This window comes from Streptomyces sp. NPDC051286 (genome assembly GCF_044455345.1).
Taxonomy (GTDB): Bacteria; Actinomycetota; Actinomycetes; order Streptomycetales; family Streptomycetaceae; genus Streptomyces.
The window spans coordinates 152,330-174,759 of record NZ_JBITER010000013.1; the positions used below are offsets into that span (position 1 = coordinate 152,330).

Annotated in this window: 16 protein-coding genes and 1 tRNA gene; 15 read left to right on the forward strand and 2 right to left on the reverse strand. The window is 70.7% G+C overall.

Annotation, left to right across the window (positions count from 1 at the left end; translation table 11 throughout):
* Window positions 1-106 precede the first annotated feature (106 nt).
* The 6 genes from ACIBB8_RS16185 (at window position 107) to ACIBB8_RS16210 (ending at window position 8,212) form a co-directional block, all read left to right on the forward strand.
* Window positions 107-1,717, forward strand: coding sequence for a von Willebrand factor type A domain-containing protein (locus ACIBB8_RS16185; RefSeq protein WP_398952499.1), 1,611 nt, complete (start codon window positions 107-109; stop codon window positions 1,715-1,717).
* Between the two features lie 85 nt (window positions 1,718-1,802).
* Entirely contained in the window at window positions 1,803-2,261 is a 459-nt protein-coding gene (locus ACIBB8_RS16190; protein WP_398952501.1) for a DUF1772 domain-containing protein, read from the forward strand.
* A 197-nt stretch (window positions 2,262-2,458) separates the two neighbouring features.
* Window positions 2,459-3,751 (forward strand): sensor histidine kinase, encoded by a 1,293-nt coding sequence (locus ACIBB8_RS16195; protein ID WP_398952503.1) that lies wholly within the window; start codon window positions 2,459-2,461, stop codon window positions 3,749-3,751.
* Window positions 3,751-4,383, forward strand: coding sequence for a response regulator (locus tag ACIBB8_RS16200; protein WP_398952555.1), 633 nt, complete (start codon window positions 3,751-3,753; stop codon window positions 4,381-4,383). Before ACIBB8_RS16195 ends, ACIBB8_RS16200 begins: the two co-directional genes overlap by 1 nt.
* A gap of 198 nt (window positions 4,384-4,581) precedes the next feature.
* On the forward strand, window positions 4,582-5,058 hold the full coding sequence (locus ACIBB8_RS16205; protein WP_398952505.1) for a phospholipase: 477 nt from the start codon (window positions 4,582-4,584) through the stop codon (window positions 5,056-5,058).
* A gap of 121 nt (window positions 5,059-5,179) precedes the next feature.
* Window positions 5,180-8,212: a SpoIIE family protein phosphatase gene (locus ACIBB8_RS16210; protein WP_398952507.1), complete on the forward strand. Its 3,033-nt coding sequence runs from the start codon at window positions 5,180-5,182 to the stop codon at window positions 8,210-8,212.
* A 258-nt stretch (window positions 8,213-8,470) separates the two neighbouring features.
* On the opposite strand, the gene ACIBB8_RS16215 is transcribed toward ACIBB8_RS16210, so the two are convergent.
* Window positions 8,471-9,139, reverse strand: a complete 669-nt coding sequence (locus tag ACIBB8_RS16215) for a ScbR family autoregulator-binding transcription factor (RefSeq protein WP_398952509.1) — start codon at window positions 9,137-9,139, stop codon at window positions 8,471-8,473.
* Between the two features lie 133 nt (window positions 9,140-9,272).
* Here ACIBB8_RS16215 and ACIBB8_RS16220 point away from each other — a divergent pair, with 133 nt between their 5' ends.
* From ACIBB8_RS16220 to pstB, 9 genes are all read left to right on the forward strand, one after another.
* Window positions 9,273-10,259 (forward strand): ScbA/BarX family gamma-butyrolactone biosynthesis protein, encoded by a 987-nt coding sequence (locus tag ACIBB8_RS16220; protein WP_398952512.1) that lies wholly within the window; start codon window positions 9,273-9,275, stop codon window positions 10,257-10,259.
* On the forward strand, window positions 10,256-11,206 hold the full coding sequence (locus ACIBB8_RS16225; RefSeq protein ID WP_398952514.1) for an NAD-dependent epimerase/dehydratase family protein: 951 nt from the start codon (window positions 10,256-10,258) through the stop codon (window positions 11,204-11,206). Before ACIBB8_RS16220 ends, ACIBB8_RS16225 begins: the two co-directional genes overlap by 4 nt.
* A gap of 314 nt (window positions 11,207-11,520) precedes the next feature.
* Complete coding sequence (gene pstC / locus ACIBB8_RS16230) at window positions 11,521-12,531, forward strand: phosphate ABC transporter permease subunit PstC (protein ID WP_398952516.1); 1,011 nt, start codon at window positions 11,521-11,523, stop codon at window positions 12,529-12,531.
* 1 nt (window position 12,532) lies between these two features.
* Entirely contained in the window at window positions 12,533-13,786 is a 1,254-nt protein-coding gene (gene pstA, locus ACIBB8_RS16235; protein ID WP_398952518.1) for a phosphate ABC transporter permease PstA, read from the forward strand.
* Entirely contained in the window at window positions 13,786-15,465 is a 1,680-nt protein-coding gene (locus ACIBB8_RS16240; RefSeq protein WP_398952520.1) for a phosphate ABC transporter substrate-binding protein PstS, read from the forward strand. The genes pstA and ACIBB8_RS16240 overlap by 1 nt, the downstream gene beginning before the upstream one ends.
* Window positions 15,462-18,083 carry a hypothetical protein gene (locus tag ACIBB8_RS16245; protein WP_398952522.1) on the forward strand — a complete coding sequence of 874 codons (2,622 nt, stop codon included), beginning with the start codon at window positions 15,462-15,464 and terminating at the stop codon, window positions 18,081-18,083. The genes ACIBB8_RS16240 and ACIBB8_RS16245 overlap by 4 nt, the downstream gene beginning before the upstream one ends.
* A gap of 130 nt (window positions 18,084-18,213) precedes the next feature.
* On the forward strand, window positions 18,214-20,199 hold the full coding sequence (locus ACIBB8_RS16250; protein ID WP_398952523.1) for an Ig-like domain repeat protein: 1,986 nt from the start codon (window positions 18,214-18,216) through the stop codon (window positions 20,197-20,199).
* 72 nt (window positions 20,200-20,271) lie between these two features.
* Complete coding sequence (locus ACIBB8_RS16255) at window positions 20,272-21,192, forward strand: sortase (protein ID WP_398952525.1); 921 nt, start codon at window positions 20,272-20,274, stop codon at window positions 21,190-21,192.
* 11 nt (window positions 21,193-21,203) lie between these two features.
* A complete protein-coding gene (gene pstB / locus ACIBB8_RS16260; protein WP_398952527.1) occupies window positions 21,204-22,028 on the forward strand; it encodes a phosphate ABC transporter ATP-binding protein PstB in 825 nt (274 codons plus the stop codon).
* Window positions 22,029-22,341: 313 nt separating this feature from the next.
* On the opposite strand, the gene ACIBB8_RS16265 is transcribed toward pstB, so the two are convergent.
* Window positions 22,342-22,414: transfer RNA gene (locus ACIBB8_RS16265), tRNA-Arg, on the reverse strand.
* Window positions 22,415-22,430 lie beyond the last annotated feature (16 nt).

Here is a 22,430-nt window from a genome sequence, read left to right on the forward strand (position 1 = left end):
CCCGCCGTTGCCGCATCGAGACTGTTCCGCAACGTCTTCGTCTGCTCCCCTGCGCCGCCCCGAACGTCACATTCACAAGTGCTGACGCGATGGTTGGGGGTACGGGATGGAAAACCGGACGCATGGCCGGACGTATCGAAGGACGCTCGGACTGGCGCTGGCGGGCGGGATGCTGGGCGCGGCGCTGCTCACCGGCTGCGGGGCGGGGGAAAGCGGGTACAACTCGTCCGAAAAGCGCGCCGACGGTCCGCAGGGGACGAGCGGGGGCGGCCAGGTCGTCCCCGCGCCCGGCGTTGAGGACGACGCCTCGCAGAAGGCGGAGGACAGGCCGGAGAAGCCCGTGGCGCCGGACTATCTCTCCACGTTCGCGCTGGACGTGGACACCGCCAGTTACGGGTACGCGCGCCGCAAGCTCGGCGACGGCGAGCTGCCGGGGGCGGAGACCGTACGGCCCGAGGAGTTCGTCAACAGCTTCCGCCAGGGCTACCGGCGGCCGGCCGGCAACGGATTCTCGGTGACGGTCGACGGGGCACGTACGAGCGAAGGCTCCGGGGCCGGTGGCTGGTCGCTCGTACGGGTCGGTCTGGCCACCCGCGTCGCGGACGAAGGCGGCAAACGCCCGCCCGCCGCCCTGACCTTCGTCGTCGACATCTCCGGCTCGATGGCCGGGACCGGCCGCCTCGACCTGGTGAAGAAGTCCCTCTCGATCCTCACCGACGAACTCCGCGACGACGACTCCGTCTCCCTGGTCACCTTCAGCGACCAGGCGAAGACCCTGGTGCCGATGACCCGGCTGCGGGACCACCGCGGAAAGATCCGCGATGCCGTCGACTCCATGGAACCCACCGACTCCACCAATGTGGAAGCGGGTGTCCGGCGCGGTTACGAAGAGGCGGTCGCCGGTCACTGCGCGGGCGCGAACAACCGGGTCGTCCTGCTCTCCGACGCCCTCGCCAACACCGGCGAGACCGATGCCGACGCCATCCTCGAACGGATCGACGACGCCCGCCGCGAGTACGGCATCACCCTCTTCGGCGTCGGCGTCGGGAGCGACTACGGGGACGCGCTGATGGAACGCCTCACCGACAGGGGCGACGGCCACACCACCTACATCGGCGACGAGACCCAGGCCCGCAAGGTCTTCGTCGACCAGCTTCCCGCCCACATCGAACTGCGGGCCCGCGACGCCAAGGCGCAGGTCGCCTTCGACCCGAAGAACGTCAAGCAGTTCAAGCTCATCGGGTACGAGAACCGCAAGGTGGCCGACGACGACTTCCGCGACGACAGCGTGGACGGGGGCGAGGTCGGCCCCGGGCACACGGTGACCGCGCTCTATGCCGTACGGCTCCGGGACGGCGCCGCCGGACATGTGGCGACCGCGACGGTGCGCTGGCTGGACCCGAAGACACGGACGCCGCACGAGCGGTCGGGCACGGTCGAGACCGGCGCGATCGACGGCAGTCTGTGGGTCGACGACGGCAACAAGAGGCTCCAGGTGGCCGCGGTGGCCGCGTACTTCGCGGAGGGCCTGCGCGGCAGCGCACTGCCGGATCAGCCGGGGATCGGCGAACTCTCCACCCGGGCGGCGGCGTTGGCGGTCGGCACGGAGGACAGCTCGGTACGGAAGCTGGCGACGGCGATCGCGCAGGCCGACCGGCTCCGGGGCGACGACAGGGGAACCGGCGGCGGGGGCGAGCAGGAGGGCGAGATGGGCTGACCCGGCCGGGGGCGGGGCGGGCCGGGCGCGGCGCTTTGGTGAAATGGTGCCGCGCGGCCCGCCCCGTCGCGTCATGATGTGCGCCATGGCCTCTCTGCTGCTCGCGCTCGCCGCCATCACCACCGGTCTCTACGCCGGCTTCCTGATGTCCTTCACGACCGGGATCATGCCCGGCCTGAAGCTGTTGCCGGACGACCAGTTCACCGCCGCGATGCGCCGGTTCAACGAGAAGGTGCCGGGGCCGCTGTTCCTCGTCCTCTTCCTCGCGGTGATCGCCTTCCCGATCGCCGCGCTCGTCGTCCCCGTCGACGGCCGGACCTCCGTCGAGCGGGGACTCGTCGCAGGTGGGCTGGTCTGCGCGGCGCTCAGCCACCTCGTCACCGTGAGCGGCAACATCCCGCTCAACTCGGCGCTCGCGGCGGCCGAGGGCGGCGACGACAGCGCGGCCCGCCAGGCATTCGAGTCCCGCTGGACCGCCCTCCACCGGATCCGCACCGTGCTCTCGGCCGCGGCGTTCGCGCTGCTGGTCGCTGCCGCCGTATAGCCCGCGTGGACGGTCTGAGTCTGCGCTCCGGGTCTTCCCGGCCCGCACCTCCGGTCCGACGTCCACGGGATCGTTCACCTTCGGCCACGGCCCGCTGGGCACGGTCGTGAAGAGTCCCGGGGGTAGGTCCAGCCCTACCCCCGGGACTCCGGCAGCACCGATGGTTCCGGCGCGGCAGCGTCTTCTACGGTGGGGCCATGCGTCCTCGGAACGTGTGGCAGGCCCTGCCGGGAGCCCGCTATCTGCTGTCGTCCTGGCCCTGGCGGTCGGCCGGATACCTGCTGAGCGGAGCCGTGGCAGGCGCCGTGGTGCTGTTCGTGATCACGCTCGGCGTGCTGCTCGGCGGTGCGCTCACCCTCGTGGTGATCGGGCTTCCGCTGCTCGCCCTGATGACCCTCGCGGGGATCCCGGTGGGGGCCCTGGAGCGGGCACGGCTCCGCCTGATGGACCGGGTTCCGGCGCCCGGCCCGCACCGCCGCCCGGCCGACCCCGGGCTGTGGAGCTGGCTCGCGTTCCGTTACCGGGAGCCGGCGACCTGGCGGGAACTCGGGTACGCGCTGCTCTGGGCCGTGGTCCTGTGGCCGCTCGACGCCCTCGCGCTGGTTGCGTGCGTGGTCGTCCCGCTGGCGCTGATGTCCACGCCCGCGGTGATGCAGGTGCACGGGAACGGCGAAGAGGCCCGCGTGGTGAAGCAGTGGACGGTCACCACCTGGCCCGAAGCCTTCGCCACCGCTGCGCTCGGCCTCGTACTCCTCGCGCTCGGCTGCTACGCGCTGGGCCTGCTGGCCGGAGCGAGAGCCGGACTGGCCCGCCTCCTGATCGCCGACAGGGGCGACGACATGGGGGAGAAGGTCACCGAACTCACCCGCTCCCGGGTCCGGCTGGTCGACGCCTTCGAGGCGGAACGGCGCCGCATCGAACGCGATCTCCACGACGGTGCCCAGCAACGCATCGTCGCGCTCACCATGACCCTCGGACTCGCCCGCCTCGACGCGCCGCCCGGCCCCCTCGCCGACCAGTTGGCCAAGGCCCACCAGGAGGCCGGTCAGGCACTGGCCGAACTGCGCGAACTGATCCACGGCATTCATCCCAAGGTCCTTGCCGACTACGGTCTGGAAGCCGCCGTCTCCGACGCGGCCGACCGTTCCGCGACCCCCGTCGACCTGGAACTGGCGCTCCCCGGCCGGTTCCCCGAGGCCGTCGAGGCTGCCGCGTACTTCGTGGTCTGCGAGGCGTTGGCCAACGTCGGCAAGCACAGCGGTGCGAGCCGCGCCGAGGTGACCGGCGGCCACAGCGCGGGCCGGCTCTTCCTGGAGATTCGCGACGACGGGCGGGGCGGCGCGCGCACCGGTGGCGAAGGGACCGGGCTGACCGGTCTTGCCGACCGGGTCTCCGTACTGGATGGCAGACTTGCGCTGTCCAGCCCGCCCGGCGGCCCGACCCTGTTGCGTGTGGAGATTCCTTGCGAGTGGACCGATCGCTCCGTGTAGTGCTGGCCGAGGACAGCGTGCTGCTCCGGGAAGGTCTCATCGGACTGCTCACCCGCTGCGGCCACGAGGTCGTCGCCGCCGTCGGCGACGCGGAAGCGCTCCTCGCGGCCGTCGCCGTGCACTCCCCGGACATCGTCGTGACCGACGTCCGGATGCCGCCCGGTCTCCAGGACGAAGGACTGCGCGCGGCGGTGGAACTCCGCGAGAGGCAGCCCGCTCTGCCGGTGCTGGTGCTCAGCCAGTACGTGCAGCGGACGTACGCCGCCGAACTCCTCGACTCCGGCGACGGATCCGGTGTCGGCTACCTGCTCAAGGACCGGGTCGGCCAGATCGAGGAGTTCATCGACGCCCTGCGGGAAGTCGCCGACGGCGGCACCGTCGTCGACCCGGAGGTCGTACGCCAACTCCTGCGCCGCCGCCGCGATCCGCTGGAGCGGCTCACCGCCCGCGAACGGGAAGTGCTCGCCCTGGTCGCCCAGGGCAGGTCGAACGGCGCGATCGCCCGCGACCTGGTGGTCTCCGAAGCCGCGGTCGGCAAGCACATCGGCAACATCCTCGCCAAGCTGGACCTGCCGCCGGCCGACGAGACACACCGCAGGGTGCTGGCAGTGCTGGCGTTCCTCCGTGCGTAACTCCCCGCCCGTGGCCGCCGATGCGTCACCGATGTGCGTGTTGGGGCGTCAACTAGGTTGTGAGGCAGTTGATTTGCCTCCATGGGGCAGGGCGTACAGATCCTGTATACATCCGTGACAGTCCACTGCCGGATGCTGTGCCCGTCCCGAGCGAAGACCGCCGGGACAGTCGCGTTCCCTCACGGAGGAGTTCCCCCCATGCGTCGACGCATCACCGTCCCACTGGCCACTGCGGCCCTCGCCCTGTCCGCCGCACTTCTCCCCGCCGCCGACGCCGCCGCCGCGCCCGCCGACAAGCCCCAGGTCCTCAGCAGCTGGACGCAGACGAGCGCAAGCAGCTACAACGCGTTCTTCGCAGCCAGAGGCAACCAGGGCGCATGGAGTGCGTACGGGTTCGACTGGTCGACCGACTACTGCACCACCTCGCCGGACAACCCCTTCGGCTTCCCCTTCGCCAACTCCTGTGTCCGCCATGACTTCGGCTACCGGAACTACAAGGCGGCCGGCACGTTCAGCGCCAACAAGGCCCGTATCGACAGCGCTTTTTACGCCGACCTGAAGCGGGTCTGCGCGGCGTATTCGGGCGTCAAGAAGGCCTCCTGCGACGCGACGGCCTGGACCTACTACCAGGCGGTCGACAAGCTCGGCTACACGGCGGTGGTGGACGCCGCATAGCGAGTCCCGCGGCCGTCGCCTGCACATTCGCTGGTCCGCACCCGTACGTACACTTAAGGGGGCAAAGTAACTCATTCCGGGTGCCCTCTGTCCTACGCGGGTTTGCGGAAGGGAGCGAGCGATGGCTGAGCGGCTCCTGACGGACAAGGCCGGTGCGGCACGGCTTCGGATGATCATCGAAGCGGGGGTTGGGCTGGGAGGAGTCGATCTGCTCGGTTTCACCCTGGACCATGCGGTGACGGAGGCCGACGGACTGGGCGGAATGGTCCATGTGAGGGGCCCCGGGGGCCGGCTGTTGCTGATGGCGGCCAGCGGGATGGTCCGCACGGTGGCCCAGGACTGGGAAGAGATCGCGGTGGACGGCGACACCGCGCCGGCGCGCGCCGTGGCCGGTGGCGCCTCGGTATGGATGTCCGCTCCGGGCGGGCAGAGCCTCCCCCGTGTCTCCGCGGCCGAGCGCAGCCCAGGGGGCGGCACTGAACGCACCGGAGAGGGTGGTACGGACACCGGCGCACGGCACGGCGGCCGGGGCCCCAGCCGCCCCCTCGGCCACCACCCGCACGCCGCCCCCGGGTCGCCGCCCTCCGTGCTGCCCGCAGGCAGCGGGCTGCTGGCCGTTCCGCTGCTCACGTCGGACGGGGTCGTCGGCGCGCTGTCCGTGCTCACCGTCGGCGAGGGGCGGCCCACGCCGCAGCAGCGGTCCGCCGTCGAGACGCTCGCCGCCTGGGCCGCCCTGCGGCTGCGGGAGCCCTCGACGGGCTGGGCCAGGACCGACCCCGGGCGGCCGGGGAAGGAGCCACCCGGTACCAGGCTCCGACAGGCGCTGGAAGCGATCAAGGTCGGTTCCTGGGAATGGGACCTGGCCACCGGGGAGCAGCTGTGGGACGAGTCGACGCTCGCCATCCTCGGTATGGCCGGGCAGTCCCCGAACCAGCGCTTCGATACCTGGAGCGGGCTGGTCCACCCCGATGACCTGCCGTGGCTCCTGGTCGAGACCGAGCAGGCGATCCGTAACCACGGGGTGTCCGCTGTGGAGTACCGGATCCGCCGCCCGGACGGGACCACGCGCTGGGTCAGCTCGCGGGGCAGGGTCCTGCCGGGGGAGGACGGCCGGCCCGGCCGCATGGTCGGCACCCTGTGGGACACCACCGAGGGCCGGGTCGCCCGCGACTCGGTCAGCCGCGCGCTGCGGCTCATGAGCGACGCGTTCTTCGCGGTCGACAGCGAGTGGCGGATCACCTTCCTCAACATGGAGGCGGAGCGGCTCCTCGGCGCCTCGCAGGAACTGCTCGGCCAGAACCTGTGGGACGTCTTCGCCGAAACCGGCATCGACGCCGTGGGACTCGGCCTGCATGCGTCGTACCGGCGGGCCGTCGACCGCAGCACCCCGGTCGGCTTCACGGTGCGGTGGCCCACCAACCGGCGTCAGTACCAGATGCGGCTGGTCCCGGTACCGGACGGCCTGACGGTGTACGCCACCGACGTCACTGAGACGCGGTCGCGTGAGGCCCAGTCCGCCGCCGCGGAACGCGTCACGGCCGATCGCAACGCCCGCATCACCGCACTGGCCGGCGCCCTCGCCGAGGCCCTCACGGTGCAGGATGTCGTGAACGCCGCCGCCGAGCGGATCATGGCGCCGTTCGGCGCCTCCGGTCTCGTCGTCCATCTTCTCGAAGGAGGGACGCTGCCCATCGCCGGGCAGGTCGGGTACCCGGAGACGTTCTTCCGCGACATCGACGGAATGCAGGTCGGCGACATGTCCCCGCTCGGCGAGGTGTACCGCACGAGAACGGCCATTTTCATCGACTCGGTGGAGGAGTACGTCGAACGCTACCCCCGGATGGCCGACCGCCCGGCCAAGTCCCGGAAGGCATCCTGGGCGTTTCTGCCGCTGATCGCCTCCGGCCGCCCCGTCGGCTGCTGCGTCGTCTCCTTCACCGAGCCGCGGCATCTCGGCGGAGAGGAAAAGGCTCTGCTCATCACACTCAGCGGGCTGATGGCGCAGGCCATCGCGCGCGCCCGGCTGTTCGACGCCGAGCACATGAGGGCCCAGGAGCTCCAGCGGGGACTGCTGCCGAGCAAGCTTCCGACGCTGTGCGCGGTCAGTACCGCCGCCCGCTATGTGCCTGCCAACAAGGGCATCGAGGTCGGTGGCGACTGGTACGACGTGATTCCGCTGTCCGGCGCCCGGGTGGCGCTGGTCATCGGCGATGTGATGGGGCACGGCCTGGCCGAGGCGGCCACCATGGGGCGGCTGCGGACGGCCGTGCACACGCTCGCCGATCTGGAGTTCCCGCCCTCCGAACTCCTCACCCGCCTCAACCAGGTGGTGAACGACCTCGGCGACGACTTCTACGCCACCTGCCTTTATGCGGTGTACGACCCCGTCACCTGCACGTGCAGGTTCGGCTCCGCCGGGCACCCGCCGCCGGCCGTCGTGTACCCGGACGGCAACACCGAGTTCATCGCCCACCGGCCGGATCCGCCGCTGGGCACCGCACGCCCGCCGTTCGAGACCACTGAGGTCGTTCTTCCCCAGGGCAGTCTCCTGGTGCTCTACACGGACGGACTGATCGAGTCCGTCACCCGCGACATCGACCGGGGCATGCTCCACCTGACGAAGGCGCTCTCGATTGCGGCGGCCGCCGCACGGGAGGACGACGCCGCGGGCAGCGCGCTCGGGCTGGAGCGGCTGTGCGACGACGTCCTGGCCGAGCTGCTGCCGGGCACCCAGCTCATGGACGACGCCGCACTGCTCGTCGCCCGCACCTCTGCGATACCGGCCGACTCCATTGCCAGCTGGACACTTCCCGACGGTCCGATCGCCGCGAGCGAGGCACGTCACCATGTCCGGGACCAGTTGGAGGGCTGGGAGCTCGACGACCTCGCCATGACCGCCGAGCTCCTGGTCAGCGAGCTGGTCGGGAACGCCGTCCGGTACGGCAAAAGCCCCATCGCCCTCCGCCTGCTCCGCACCGAGGGGCTGATCTGCGAGGTCTCCGACGGCAGCCTGTCCACACCCCGCATCCGCAATGCGGCGGAGACCGACGAGGGCGGCCGCGGTCTGCAACTGGTCGCCGCCCTCGCCCACCGCTGGGGCGCTCGCTACACCGCCACCGGCAAGTGCATCTGGACCGAACAGCCGGTGACCTGACCGCCGTGCCGCGGGTCCGCACGCAAGGACGGACGGCGCGGCCGGATCAACGGCGCCGGTCGACGAAGTCGTCCGGGACGGCCGATTCCTCTCCCGCTTCCGCGTCGGCGCCTGGACCGTCAGGGTCCTGGGCGTGGGAGTACGCCTGGGTGAAGGGGCGGCGAGCCGAGCGCGTACCACTCCCGTTGCGCAGGTTCTGTCGCTGTTTCCGGGCGTGGGGTAGGGAAGTTCGCCCCGCCGGAGTCCAGGGACGGGGACCTACTTCTCTTCGCGCCCGCCCTCGGGGACGCCCAGGTCCGTGACCGTGGCCAGCAGCTGTTCGGCTCGGGTCTCGGTGATCTCCAGCACGGCGAGCACGGCCGGCAGTGCGATGCTCGGCAGTACGAAGCGCAGCAGCATCGAGATCCGGTGCTCCAAGTCCTTTCGTTCACAGAGGACGTGGGACATCTCCTGGATGCCGGAGAAGGCGCCGGCCAGGAGCTGGGCGGCTTCCGCGGGGTTGACGTGGGGCAGGACCTCACCCTGCTGTTTCGCCTCGATCAGCAGGGTTTCGAGCCGGGCAATCCAGGAGTGGAACGGCAGGCCGCGGTCCAGTTCGCCGCCGCCCTGCTCCATCGCCAGCCCGACGCTCGCGCGCACCAGCGGCTCGTGGCGGAGCCGATGGGCCAGCACCAGACCCTGGTCGACCAGCTCCTGGAGCTTCGTCAACTGCGTCGGCAGCGAACCGACGTCCAGCTGCGCCTCCATCACTCCGAGGGCCAGCTCCTCCTTCGAGGCGAAGTGGAAGTAGAGGGCCCCTTTGGTCACGCCGGCCCGTGTGAGAATCTCGCTGATGGTGGCGCTTCCGTAGCCGCGCTCGTCGAAGACGGTGGCGGCGGCCAGCAGGATCGATTGCCGGGTCTGGATCGCGCGCGCTTGTTGGGCCATCAGCTGTGCGTTCCTGCCTCTCGTGGCGATGCGATCCCGCATACGCCAGCCGGACTGTGGAAGAACCAGGGCCGTCGGTATCTTACCGTGGGGGAGCGAGGCACTCCCCCACGGATGAGTTGGGGGTATTTCCATGGTTCACATCGATGTGCCCGACACTGTCACCCTCACCGAGACCGAACCGTCCGGTCTCCACGGGCCGGCGATCCCGCCGCAGAGAGGCTGGAGAACTGATGTCTCGTATGAACTCGTTCACCGGTCCGACCCCAGGGACATCTTTCCCACCGGCTGGCGCAGGCTGAGCGATACGGAGTTCTCCGTATCGGCCCAATGGCCGCGCCCGCACCACTTCTTCGCCGCCGCATCGGGTCACCACCAGGATCCCCTGCTGATAGCCGAGACCATGCGGCAGGCGACGATGATGCTGGCCCACGCGGAGATGGGAGTTCCGGTCGACGACCAGTTCGTGATGTGGGACCTGGCGTACGACACCGTCGTTCCGGGTTTTGCCCTGGAGATCGCGTCCGGAAAGATTCTGATCGATCTGACCTGCTCGGATGTGCGGAAGCGGGGCAAGAGCGTCGCCGGTATGCGGGTCGACCTGCGTTTTTGCCGCGGCGGCACCGTACTGGCGACCAGTTCGGGACGGATCAGCTGCACATCGGCGCGGGCCTACCGCCGCCTCCGCCAGGACAGTCTGGACATGATGGGCCGTCCCGTACCGCTGTCGCCCGGTGCGGATCCGTACGAGGTGGGCCGGACGGCGGAGTCGGACGTCGTACTGACGCCGACACCTCAGCCGAACCGCTGGCGGTTGCGGCTGGACACCACCCACCCGACCCTGTTCAGGCGCCCGAACGACCATGTTCCGGGCATCGTGCTGCTGGAGGCGGCCCGCCAGGCAGCCGTAGCCGTCGCTCCGGGGCACGCGTTTCTCCCGACTTCGGTGGAGATCGCCTTCCACAAATACGCCGAACTCGACAGCGCGTGCTGGGTGGAGGCCGAGTTGATGCCCTCCGGCGACAGTTCCCGCACCGTGGTGCGGGTACGCGGACAACAGGACGGCGAGCCGGTATTCACCAGCACACTCACTCACACACATGGGGACGACCGGTTGTGACCACGCACATCCTCATCACGGGGGCGAGCGGCTTCGTCGGCAGGCACGTGGTGGCGGCTGCGGATGCCGTCCCCGGCGTCCGGCTGCGTCTGATGGAGCACCGGGCGCCCGTGGACGTCCCTGCGTCCGTCGCAGGCTCCGGCATCGAAACCGTGCCCGGGGACCTTGCCGCCATCGCGTCGTTGCGCGGCGTCTGCGACGGGATCGACGCGGTGATTCACTGCGCCTCGCAGATCAACGGGGACGAACGAACGATCCGGTCCGTGAACGACCTCGGGACCCGGGCACTGGTGGAGGAGGCGGAACGCGCAGGCGTCGCCCGCATCGTCTATCTGAGCACGGCGGCCGTATACGGGCGCGGGCCGTTCACGGACCTGGCCCCCGGGCGGGCACCGCTCGCCCCGGTCTCGCTCACCAGCGTGACGCGTGCCGCCGCGGAGAGCCATGTGCTGGCTGCGGGCGGGACCGTGCTGCGCCCCCACCTCGTCCACGGCGAGGGGGACCGCTGGGTGATCCCCGGTCTGGTCGCGCTGGTCCGGGAACTGTCGTCCGGTCTGGCCGGGTGCGCCGCCCGGCACTCCATGATCGATGTGCGGGTGCTGGGCCGGGCTCTGCTGGCCGCGGCGCTCTCGCCCCGGGAGACCGCCGGTGTCCACCACGTCAACCACCCTGACCCGGTGGCCTGTTCCGATCTTGTCGCGACGGTCTCCGCCGCGCTCGGACTGGAGTGGGCCGCCGCGGACATCTCGCTGGACGAGGCCCGGGCACGGCTCGCCGCGTCACCGCGTCTGCTGCATGCCTTCCACTTGCTCACCGTGGACCACTGGTTCACCGGTGACCGGGTCTGGGAGCTCCTCGACTGCGATCCCGGTGACGGCTTCAAGGCGGACTTCCCGCTCCACGCCGACTGGTACAGAAGCGTTCTGATGCCCGACGGGCAGGGATGACCGGGCCGGACCCGTCGATGGTGTGCGGCCCGTTGACGACGTCGTCCCCGGGCGCCTTGAGGAAGCCACCGTCCTGAGTGCAGTGATCATCCAAAGGGGCACTGGGCGAGACCAGAGGCAGAAGATCCCTTTTGGCGGTCGGCTACGGTCAACCCTTATCGCGTTCCGGCTCCTTGTAACCTACACAGGTCAACCACCATAAGGACACGCACTGTTCACGCCCTCATCATGTGTGAACGTCGGCGTTGACATGATCCAGCCATTGAATCTCCCCGAACTCACGCCTGCCACGGGCGTGATCGAGGGAGGGCCGCATGTCGACCGCAGAGGCGGGATTGGAACCGGAGAGCGCCCCGCCGCGCCCGAATAACGCGGCCCGCGGCATCGGTGACCGGATCTTCCGGCTCCAGCTCACGGGCGCCGGCACGATCGTGCTCGCCATCATGGCCGCAGTCGGGATCTTCCTGCTGCTGAGAGCCGGATCGGCGCTCAAGGTGAGGGGCCTGTCCTTCCTCACCACCGCCCAATGGCAGCCCGACGTCCACAACTTCGGCATCGCCGCGGTCCTCATCGGCAACCTGCTCATCGCCGCCGTCGCCGTCACCTTCTCACTGCCGCTCGCGCTCGGCACCGCGCTGTTCATCTCCGACATCGCGCCGCGCAGGCTGCGTCGCACCCTGGTCGCGATGGTCGACCTGATGGCCGCCGTCCCGTCCGTGGTCTACGGCCTGTGGGGCCTGTTCTTCCTGCAGGGACACGTCGTCGGAGTGTCGCGCTGGCTGTCCGACTGGCTCGGCTGGATTCCGTTCCTGCACGTGGACGGCGCGCAGCCGGGCGATCCGCTTGCCTCCAGCAGCGTCTACACCGCCTCCTCCTTCATCGCCGGTCTCGTGGTCGCGTTGATGGTGGCACCGATCCAGTGCTCCGTGATGCGCGAGGTTTTCTCCCAGGCCCCCGTGGGCGAGCGGGAGGGCGCGTACGCGCTCGGGGCGACCCGGTGGGGCGTGATCCGGACCGTCGTCCTGCCGTACGGGCGCGGCGGCGTGATCGGCGGCACGATGCTGGGGCTCGGCCGGGCGCTGGGCGAGACCATCGCGGTCTACCTGATCATCTCGCCGGTCTTCACGATTCAGCCACACATCCTGCAGACCGGCGCCAACTCGGTCTCCTCGCTGATCGCCCTGCACTACGGCGACGCCTCCGAGTTCGGCATGTCGGCGCTGATGGCGGCGGGCCTGGCGCTGTTCCTGCTCACGCTGGTGGTCAACTTCACCGCCTCATCCATCGTGGCCCGCTCCCGTTCCGGCTCGCAGAGCGAGGCATGACATGACCGTCGTCGAAGAGACCCCCGCGCACGTCGTCGAGGACGCCGTCCCCAACCCCCCGGGCACCGCCGAAGTGCCCGAACCGCCCGACCGGCCGCGCCGGATCGGCGGTGTCACCCGGGGCGGCGTTCTCGCCGTCACCGGCGCCGCCGCCTCCGGGCTCTGTGTCGCGATCCTGCTGTTCGGTGAACTGGCCCCGCTCTCGGGCACGCTGGGCTTCACCGTGACCGCGTACCTGTCCTTCCTGGCCTCCTACGCGATGCTGACCGGCCTGGAGGACGACGGACCCGCCGTCCGCGACCGGGTGATGACGGTCGTGCTGTGGTCGGCGGCCACGGTCCTGTTCTCCGCGCTCGCCCTCGTCGTGGGCTTCACCCTGTGGCGCGGCCGGCAGGCGCTGCCACACGGCAACTTCTTCACCCACGACATGCAGGCGGCGGGTCCCCTGGACCCGCTGACCGCGGGCGGCATCGCGCACGCCATGCTCGGCACCCTGATCATGATCAGCATCGCGCTGGCCATCACCGTCCCCCTCGGCCTGGCCTGCGCGGTCTACCTCAACCAGATCCCGGGGCGCTTCTCCCGGTTCGTCCGTACCATCGTCGAGGCCATGACGGCGCTCCCGTCGATCGTGGCCGGCCTGATGGTGTACGCGACCTGGATCCTCGGCCTCGGCATGGAGAAGTCGGGCCTCGCGGCGGGCTTCGCGATCAGCGTGATGATGCTGCCGATCGTGATCCGCGCGTCCGACGTCGTCCTGCGGCTGGTCCCCGGCACGCTGACCGAGGCCTCGGAGGCGCTCGGCGCGCCGCGCTGGCGCACCGTGTGGCACGTCATCCTGCCCACCGCCCGCTCGGGCCTGGCCACCGCCGTCATCCTCGGCACTGCCCGCGGCGTCGGCGAGACCTCGCCCGTGCTGCTCACGGCCGGCTTCACCGCGGCCCTCAACGCCGACCCGCTGCAGGGCCCGATGGTCTCCCTGCCGCTGGCCGTCTTCAACTTCGTCAAGTCCCCGGAACCCACCATGATCGCCCGCGGTTTCGGCGCCGCCGCCGTGCTGATGGCCCTGGTCCTGGTGCTCTTCACGATCGCCCGGCTGCTCGGCGGCCGCGGCCCGGGTCACCACACCAAGCGCCAGGCGCGCCGCGCCGACCGGTCCTCCCGCCGCGACGTGGAGCGCTTTGCCGAACTGCACGCCCCCGCCCTGTCCGTGCTCGGCGGTGCCCCCGCCGCCGCCCCTGGAGACAACGACTGATGCGCACCCCCTTCTCTCGACGGTATGCGGCCGTCCGGGCCCGATGGCGTGTCCTGAGCGCGCTGGCCGCGCTGTTGGGCGTGCTGACCGGCGTGGTCCTGCCCGCCTCGCAGCCCGCCACCGCCGACTCCGGTTACACCCCGATCGCCGGCGCCGGCTCCACATGGGCCGAGAACGCCGTGGACGAGTGGCGCCGCGGCGTGACCCAGTACGGCATGCGGATCAGCTACTCCGGCACCGGAAGCTCCGACGGGCGCCGGCAGTTCCTCAACGGCCAGGTCGACTTCGCCGTCTCCGACATCCCGTTCCAGACCCACCCCACCGACGGCTCCGCCGCCGAGCAACCGGGCGCCGGCACGTACGCGTACATGCCGATCGTCGCGGGCGGTACGGTCTTCATGTACCACCTCACGATCAACGGCAAGCGGGTCAACAACCTGCGGCTCTCCGGTGACGTGGTCACCAAGATCTTTACTCGTGCCATCAGCTACTGGGACGACAAGGCGATCGCCGCCGACAACCCCGGGATCCGGCTGCCGCACCGCAAAGTCATCCCCGTCGTGCGCTCCGACGGCTCCGGCTCCACCGCCCAGTTCACGTTGTGGATGGCCAACCAGCACAAGTCGCTGTGGCAGGCCTACTGCGGGCGGGTCGGCCGCTCCGGGGCGTGCGGCCAGACCTCGTACTTCCCGAGCGTCTCCGGCATGATCGCTCAGTCCGGCGACCTGGGCGTGGCGGGCTACGTCGCGCAGAACTACGGCGAGGGCGCGATCGGGTACGTCAACTACTCGTACGCCCTCAACGCCGGCTTCCCGGTGGCCAAGGTCCTCAACCACGCCGGTTACTACACCGAGCCGACCGCGCAGAACGTCGCCGTGTCGCTGCTCAAGGCGAGGATCAACACCAACAAGCAGTCCACCGACTACCTCACCCAGCAGCTCGACGGCGTCTACAACGACACCGACCGGCGCAACTACCCGCTGTCCAGCTACTCGTACATGATCCTGCCGCTCAAGGAGCAGGGCACCTTCACCGAGGCCAAGGGCAAGACCCTGGGCGCCTTCTCGTACTACTTCATGTGCCAGGGCCAGCGGCAGGCACCCGACCTGGGCTACTCGCCGCTGCCGATCAACCTCGTGCAGGCGGGCTTCGACCAGATCCGCCGCATCCCGGGCGTGAAGACGCAGACCATCAACATCAAGGGCTGCAACAACCCCACCTTCAGTCAGGACGGCCGCAACCGCCTCGCCGAGACCGCCCCGTACCCCAAGGCCTGTGACAAGAAGGGCGCCCCACCCTGCACCACCGGCAGCGGCGGTGCGAAGGGCAACGGCGGCTCGTCCGGCGGTACGTCCGGCGGCAGCGCCGGCGGCAGCGCCGCCACGGGCGGTACGAACTCCGGCGGCACGACCGCGTCCGGCGGTACGTCCGGCAGTCCCTCCGTGGACCCCGACACCGGGCAGACCGTCGCCCCGCAAGGCGGGACCTCGGCCGGCACCGGTGCCTCCGCCGGTGCCACCGGCACCGGCACTGTCGCCCTCGCCCAGCCGGTCACCGTGGCTGCCGGGAGCGGCTGGGGCGGTGCCCAGACGCTGATGCTGCTGGCCGTGATGACCCTGCTCGGGCTCGTGCTGCTGCCCGCCGCCGTCTCGCAGGCGCTGCGAAGGAGATCCCGATGAGCACGCGGAGCCGTATCAAGCGCCTCCTTCTGCGCGTTGCCGCCGGATCGGCGATCGGCGCGCTCCTCGGCGCCGCCGTCACCCAGGCCGCGCAGCCCGCGGCCGCGGCGGATCCGAAGAGCTCGGCCGTCACCGTCGCCGGGCGCGGCGAGTTCCAGGACATGAAGTTCACGGTCAGTCAGACCGAGCACCTCACCAGTCAGGCCGTCACCGTGTCCTGGCGCGGCGGCAGCCCGACCACCTTTGCCGGCACCCAGTTCAACACCGACTTCGTCCAGATCATGCAGTGCTGGGGCGACGACGACGGCACCGTCCCCGGCAACCCCGGCCCACCGCGTACCCAGTGCCAGTACGGCGCCTCGCCGACCACCGACCGCAGCAGCTGGCCAGGGAACAACAACGACGACACCCGGAACGTCATCTACAGCGCCGATCCGTCCAACTACGGTCAGGACGACCGTTACGGCGCCGGCGGCGTCTTCGGCCAGGGCGAGGTGCCCTTCAAGTCGGTCGACGGCACGCTGATCACCAGCGGCCTGCAGAACAACACCCTGTACAACCGCAACACCACCAACGAAGTCGACTTCGCCCGCACCAGTGCCGACGGCACCGGCAAGGAGTTCTTCGAGGTCCAGACCGCCTTCGAGGCCCCCCACCTGGGCTGCGGCACCCCCGTCACGAAGAACGGCCGCACCGCCCCGCGCTCCTGCTGGCTGGTCATCGTGCCCCAGGGCCACCTCGACCTCGACGGCAAGCCGTACGCCGACCGCACCCAGGTCAACGCGGGCTCGCCGGTCTCCTCCACCAACTGGAAGAACCGCGTCGCCATCAAGCTCGGCTTCAACAAGGTCGGCGCCAGCTGCCCGCTCGGCTCCGACGAGCGAGCCACCAGCGGCAGCGAACTGGCCGCCGACGCCATGACCAGCTGGCAGGCCGCGCTCTGCCCCAGCGGAACCGTCTACGGCTACACCGAGCTCGGCGAGCCCGAAGCCCGCGCCCGCCTCGCCCGCGAGGGCAAGAGCGGTCTCGCCTTCACCACCCGCGCCCTGGACACCGCCAACGACGTGACGTACGCGCCCGTCGCGCTGTCCGGCGTGGTCATCGGCTTCACGATCGAACGCCGCGCCAGGGCAGATGCCCCGGACTCGGTGCGCAAACTCTCCGGCACCAAGGTGGAGTCCATCGACCTCACCCCGCGGCTGGTCGCCAAACTGCTCACCGAGTCCTACCGCAACTCCCCGTGGGCGGCGGTGGTCACCACGTTCTCCGACGGTACGTCCGGCCTCACCGCCGCCAAGCACTACGAGTGGGCGAAGAAGAACCCGGCGGGTCTGGTCACCGACCCCGAGTTCCTCGCGTACAACCCGGAGTTCGCCGAGCTGTCGGTCTCCGAGACCCCGGCCACCGATACCGACCTGATCACCGCGCTCGGTCACTCCGACTCCGCGCGCGCGGTGTGGAAGTGGGTCACCGCCGACAAGGACGCCCGGCGCTTCCTGGCCGGCATCCCCGACGACTGGGGCATGACGGTCAACCCGTACTACAGCACGAACGCCGACCTGAACACCGACGGCGCCTTCGACCCGGCACGCGACGACTTCCCCAAGAGCGACCGCTGGTGCACGATCCCGCCGGGGACGGACGCCACGCAGCAGCAGTGCATGACCGACTTCCACCCGTACGTGCAGGACATGCACGCCGGAGCCCTGCACACCCGCCGCGCGGACACGCTGTGGAAGTCCTCCTGGGACGCGCTCGCGAGCCCGCCGGCCTTCAAGAGCCCCGGCCCGCAGACCGTCGGGTCCCGCTTCGTGCTGACCATCACCGACGCCGCCTCCGCGGCCCGGTACGGACTGCAGACCGCGCGGCTGCTCAACGCCGCGGGCAAGTTCACCGCGCCGACCGACAGGACCCTCGTCGCGGCCGCCGCGAGCGCGTCCGGCGATTCCGTCCGGGAGATCGACCCGGCCACGGCCAAGGCCAAGAACGCCTACCCGCTCGCCCAACTGGTCCACGCCGCCGTACGCCCTGCCGCGCTCAAGGCCGACGCCCGCAAGGACTACGCGACGCTCCTGACATTCGCCGCCGGCTCCGGCCAGACCAGCGGCACCGGCCCTGGTGAACTGCCGCCCGGCTACGCCCCGCTGCCGTCCGCTCTGCGCGCCGAGGCCACCAAGGCCGCGGCCAAGCTGGCCTCCTGGAAGCCCAGCGCTTCCGCCGGCCACGACAAGGGGTCCGGCGACAGCGGCGGCTCCGGCACTTCGGGCGGCAGCGACGGCACGGACGCCGGGCCGACCGGCGGCGCCGGCCCCGACGCGACGCCCACCGGGGCGAGTCCGGTGCCCAGCGGTTCCCCCTCCTACGACGGCGGCGACGCCGTCCAGGTCACGGCGAACGGAACCACCCCCGCCGACCCGTCCAACGCGCTGCGTTACGCCGTCCCGATCGGCGCGGCGCTCGGCGCCGCCGCCGGTCTGGGCGCGCCCTTCGCGGGCGGCGCGAGGCCGCGGCTGCCGCTGCGCGTACCGCTGCCCGGCGGCCGCGCGCTGACGGTGCTACCGGAGCCGGCGGTCCTGCGGGACCGGTTCGACCGACTGCGACGCCGCGTCGGACTGTGACCCGCCCGGCGGCTCAGCCGCCCCCACAGACGGCCGTCCGCCCCGAAAGGCAGTCGGGGCGGACGGTTGGTACCACCTTGCCAGATCCCTTCCAATCACCGGTTTCACGTTCATGAGCAGGAGACCTTTCATGCGCTCTACGCGCCTTACGGCCGTGGCCCTCGTGTCCGCCGTCGTGGCCGGCGGTCTGGCTCTCGCGAGCCCGGCCCAGGCCGATCCCGATGCCCGAGCCTTCCGCAAGCTCGTCGGCGTCGGCTCCGACACCACCCAGGACGTGCTCAACGCGCTGGCGGGCGACACCGTCAACGCCAAGAGCTACGCCGCCACGGCCGTGACCGCCGGCGGGGCCGGCCTCGCCTCGTACGACGCGGTCGAGCCCGGCACCGGCTCAACCACCTCCAAGATCACCACCCGTTCCGGCGGGCCGTCCTTCCTGCGCCCCAACGGCTCCGGCAACGGCCGCATCGCGCTGAGCATGTCACTGACCGGCAGCAAGTTCCCGAACAGCGACGGCGTCGGCATCTTCGGCCAGGTGGACTTCGCCCGCTCGTCGGGCGGCCCGAGCGCGAGCGGCAACGCCCTCACCTACATCCCGATGGCCCGCGACGCGGTCGGCGTTGCCGCCCGGGGCTCCGCGCTGCAGAACCTGACGGTCGACCAGCTGCACGACATCTACAACGGCAGGCTGAAGACGCTGAACGGCCTGACCGTCAAGCCGTACATCCCGCAGAACGGATCCGGCACCCGGAAGTTCTTCCTGGCCTCCATCGGGCTGAACGACAACGACGTCGCCTGGGTCCCCACCGTCCAGGAGAACCAGGCCGACGACGCCCTCACGGCCGAGGGCGCCCTGGTGCCCTTCTCCGTCGCGAGCTGGATCGCCCAGAACAACGGCGTCGCCCCGGACCACAGCTCCACCGCGGTCGCCGCGGGCGCATTCCTGGCCAACATCCAGTTCACCGGGGACGCCAGCACCACCTCCCCGGTGACGAAGGTCGACGGCAAACTCGCCCCGGTCGGCGACTACTACGACAATGCGACCTTCGGTCGCGACGTCTACAACGTCGTGCCGTCCCGGGCGATCGACCCGAGCAGCGCCTTCTTCGACAAGGCGCTGTACGACATCTTCGTCACCAACGGCAGCCACGTCGCGGCGCTGGCCTCGGACAAGGCCGAGGACGTCATCGACGACTTCGGCTTCATGAACGAGCCCTACAACGGCTCGATCAACCCGGCCAAGCACGCCAAGTTCGGCGGCCTCGAGGACGGCGGTGTCTCCAAGAACCTGCCCGGCACCCCGGTGCTCAAGGCCACCCCTGGCAGCGGGAGCCTGAAGCTCAGCTGGACCGCTCCGGCCAGCACCGGCCTGGCCGTCACCGACTACCGCGTGGTCATCACCGGTCCCAACGGCTCGGTCGTGGCGAACAAGGACCTGGTCGCGGGCACCACCTCGTACACCGCGAGCGGCCTGACCACCGGCAGCTACTCCGCCACGGTCATCGCCAACAACCTCAACGGTGCGGGCAAGGCGGCCTCCTGGACCGGCTCGGTCAAGTACGCCAGCAAGACCGCTGCCACGGTCGCCACCACCGCGTACGGCCGCACCCCGAAGTTTGCCGTCACTGTCACCGGCAGCAACTCGGTCACGCCGAGCGGCACGGTCACGGTGAAGGAGGGCAGCACCATCCGCGGCACGGGCACGCTCGACAGCCACGGCAAGGTCACCGTCCCGGTGTCCAGCCACCTGTCGGTCGGCACGCACACCCTCACGGTGTCGTACGGCGGCAACAGCAAGCTCTACTCCTCCGCCGCGACCGTCAAGCTGACGGTCACCAAGGCCACGGCCTCGGTGACCACCAGCGCGCCCACCTCGGTCAGCCACACCAAGCAGGCCAAGGTCACCGTGAAGGTCACCGCCACGGGCACCACCCCGGGCGGCAAGGTGCAGATCGTCGAGGGCACCAAGGTCCTCGCCACGGGCACCCTGAGCGGCGGCAAGGTGACCATCACCCTGCCGAAGCTGAAGAAGGGCAAGCACACCCTGCACGCGCACTACCAGGGCTCCTCGACGGTGAACGCCAAGAACGGCGCGAACTTCACCATCAAGTCCACCTGATCCACCTGCCGGGGAGGCCGCACACCGCGGCTTCCCCGGCACCCCGACCCCATCCGTAGGAGGCAGGCCGCCGTGACGGTCGTCGCACCGAACCCGCCCCGTATCCGTGACCGGGGCGCCACCGTAACGCTGTCCCTCACACGGATACCCACCGCTCAGCACCTTGCCCGGGGCGCCCTGCTCACTCTTGCCGCAGTACTGCTGGGACTGACCACGCAGCTGCTGGTCGTCAGCCATGTGCAGCACCGCGCAGCCCAGCAGGGAGCGTTCGACGAGCTGCGCTCGAATCTCGCGCTCGGCACCGCGCCCGTCGCCCAGACCGACCCGCAGGGCAGGCTGCTCGCCCCCGGCACTCCGGTTGCCCTCCTCAGCATCCCGTCCCTGCAGGTGCGCGAGGTCGTCAGCGAGGGCACCGACTCCCGTGTGCTCATCGACGGCCCCGGCCACCGCCGCGACACCCCGATGCCCGGCCAGGCCGGCACGAGCGTGCTGCTCGGCCGCGCGGCTGCTTACGGCGGCCCCTTCGGGCGGCTGTCGGAGCTGAAGAGCGGCGACGCCTTCACGGTCACCACCGGCCAGGGCAAGGTCTCCTACCGCGTCATGGACGTCCGCAGAGCCGGGGACCCGGCGCCCGCGCCCGTCGCCGCGGGCAAGGGCCGCCTCGTCCTGGTGACCGCCACCGGTCCGGCCTACCTCCCGGCAGGCATCCTGCGGGTCGACGCCGAGCAGGTGTCCGCCACCGCCGAGACCCCGGCCGCCACCATCCGGCCCGGCACCCTGCCCGAGTCCGAGCAGCCGATGGCCGCCGGCTCCGGCGTGCCCTGGCCGCTGGTGATGTGGCTGCAGGGCCTCGCCCTCGTCTCGATCGCCGCCGTGTGGGCCTGGCACCGCTGGGGCCGCCACCAGACCTGGATCGTCTTCGTCCCCGTGATGGCCGTCCTGGGACTCCAGGTCGCCGTCCAGGTCACCCAGCTGCTCCCCAACCTGCTCTAGAGGAAACCGCCATGACCGATACCGTCGTACTTCCCGGCCCCACCGCCGCCACCGGAGCGAACCCGGCCGCGCTGGAGGCCCGCGCCGTCTCCGCCTGGTTCGGCAGCCACAAGGTGCTGGAGCGGGTCTCGCTGACGATGCCCGCCGGGGAGGTCACCGCCCTCATCGGCCCGTCCGGCTGCGGCAAGTCGACCTTCCTGCGCACCCTCAACCGGATGCATGAGCTGATCCCGGCCGCCGCCATGTCCGGCGAGGTGCTCTTCGAGGGTGAGGACGTCTACGCGCCCAGCCGTCGCCTCACCGACGCCCGCCGCCGGATCGGCATGGTCTTCCAGAAGCCGAATCCCTTCCCCGCGATGAGCATCTACGACAACGTCGTCGCCGGGCTGAAGCTCACCGGCGTCCGCGCCACGCGCCGGACGAAGGACGAGCTGGTCGAGGAGTGCCTGACCCGCGCGGGCCTGTGGAAGGAGGTCCGCGACCGGCTGCGCAAGCCCGGCGGCGCCCTGTCCGGAGGCCAGCAGCAGCGGCTGTGCATCGCCCGCTCGCTCGCGGTCCGGCCGCGCGTGCTGCTCATGGACGAGCCCTGCTCCGCCCTGGACCCCACCTCCACGCGGCGGGTCGAGGAGACGATCACGGAGCTGGCGGGCGAGGTGACCATCGTCATCGTCACGCACAACATGCAGCAGGCGGCCCGCGTCTCCGCGCAGTGCGCCTTCTTCCTCGCCGAGCAGGGCACGCCCGGCCGGATCGTCGAGCACGGCCCCACGGAGCAGATCTTCGGCAGTCCCTCCGACCAGCGCACCGCCGACTACGTGGCGGGCCGCTTCGGGTGAGGTGCGGCCTTCGGCGGTCGAGGAACTGAGAAGACAGCTCGTTGCCGGTGTGGGACACGGGACGAATCGTCTCCGGAGTCCAGCCTCTTCCCTCACCTGTCGCCAGCGGGCTGAGCCGCCGGGGAAACATCCGACACGCCTTCGACAGGACTACCCGCAGAAACCCGGTGACAGCCGGACAGCGCCGGACCCTCCCCACCCTGACCTGGGGAGGGTCCGGCGCTTACGCGTTCGCTACAGCGGCCTCGCTACCGTGCCGTGATCAGCAAGAAGGCCCTCCCGTCGGGAGGGCCTCACGGTCGTGCGCGCTGTGCGCCCCCGGCAGGACTCGAACCTGCGGCCAAGCGCTTAGAAGGCGCCTGCTCTATCCACTGAGCTACGGGGGCCGGGTGGTGGCCTCGG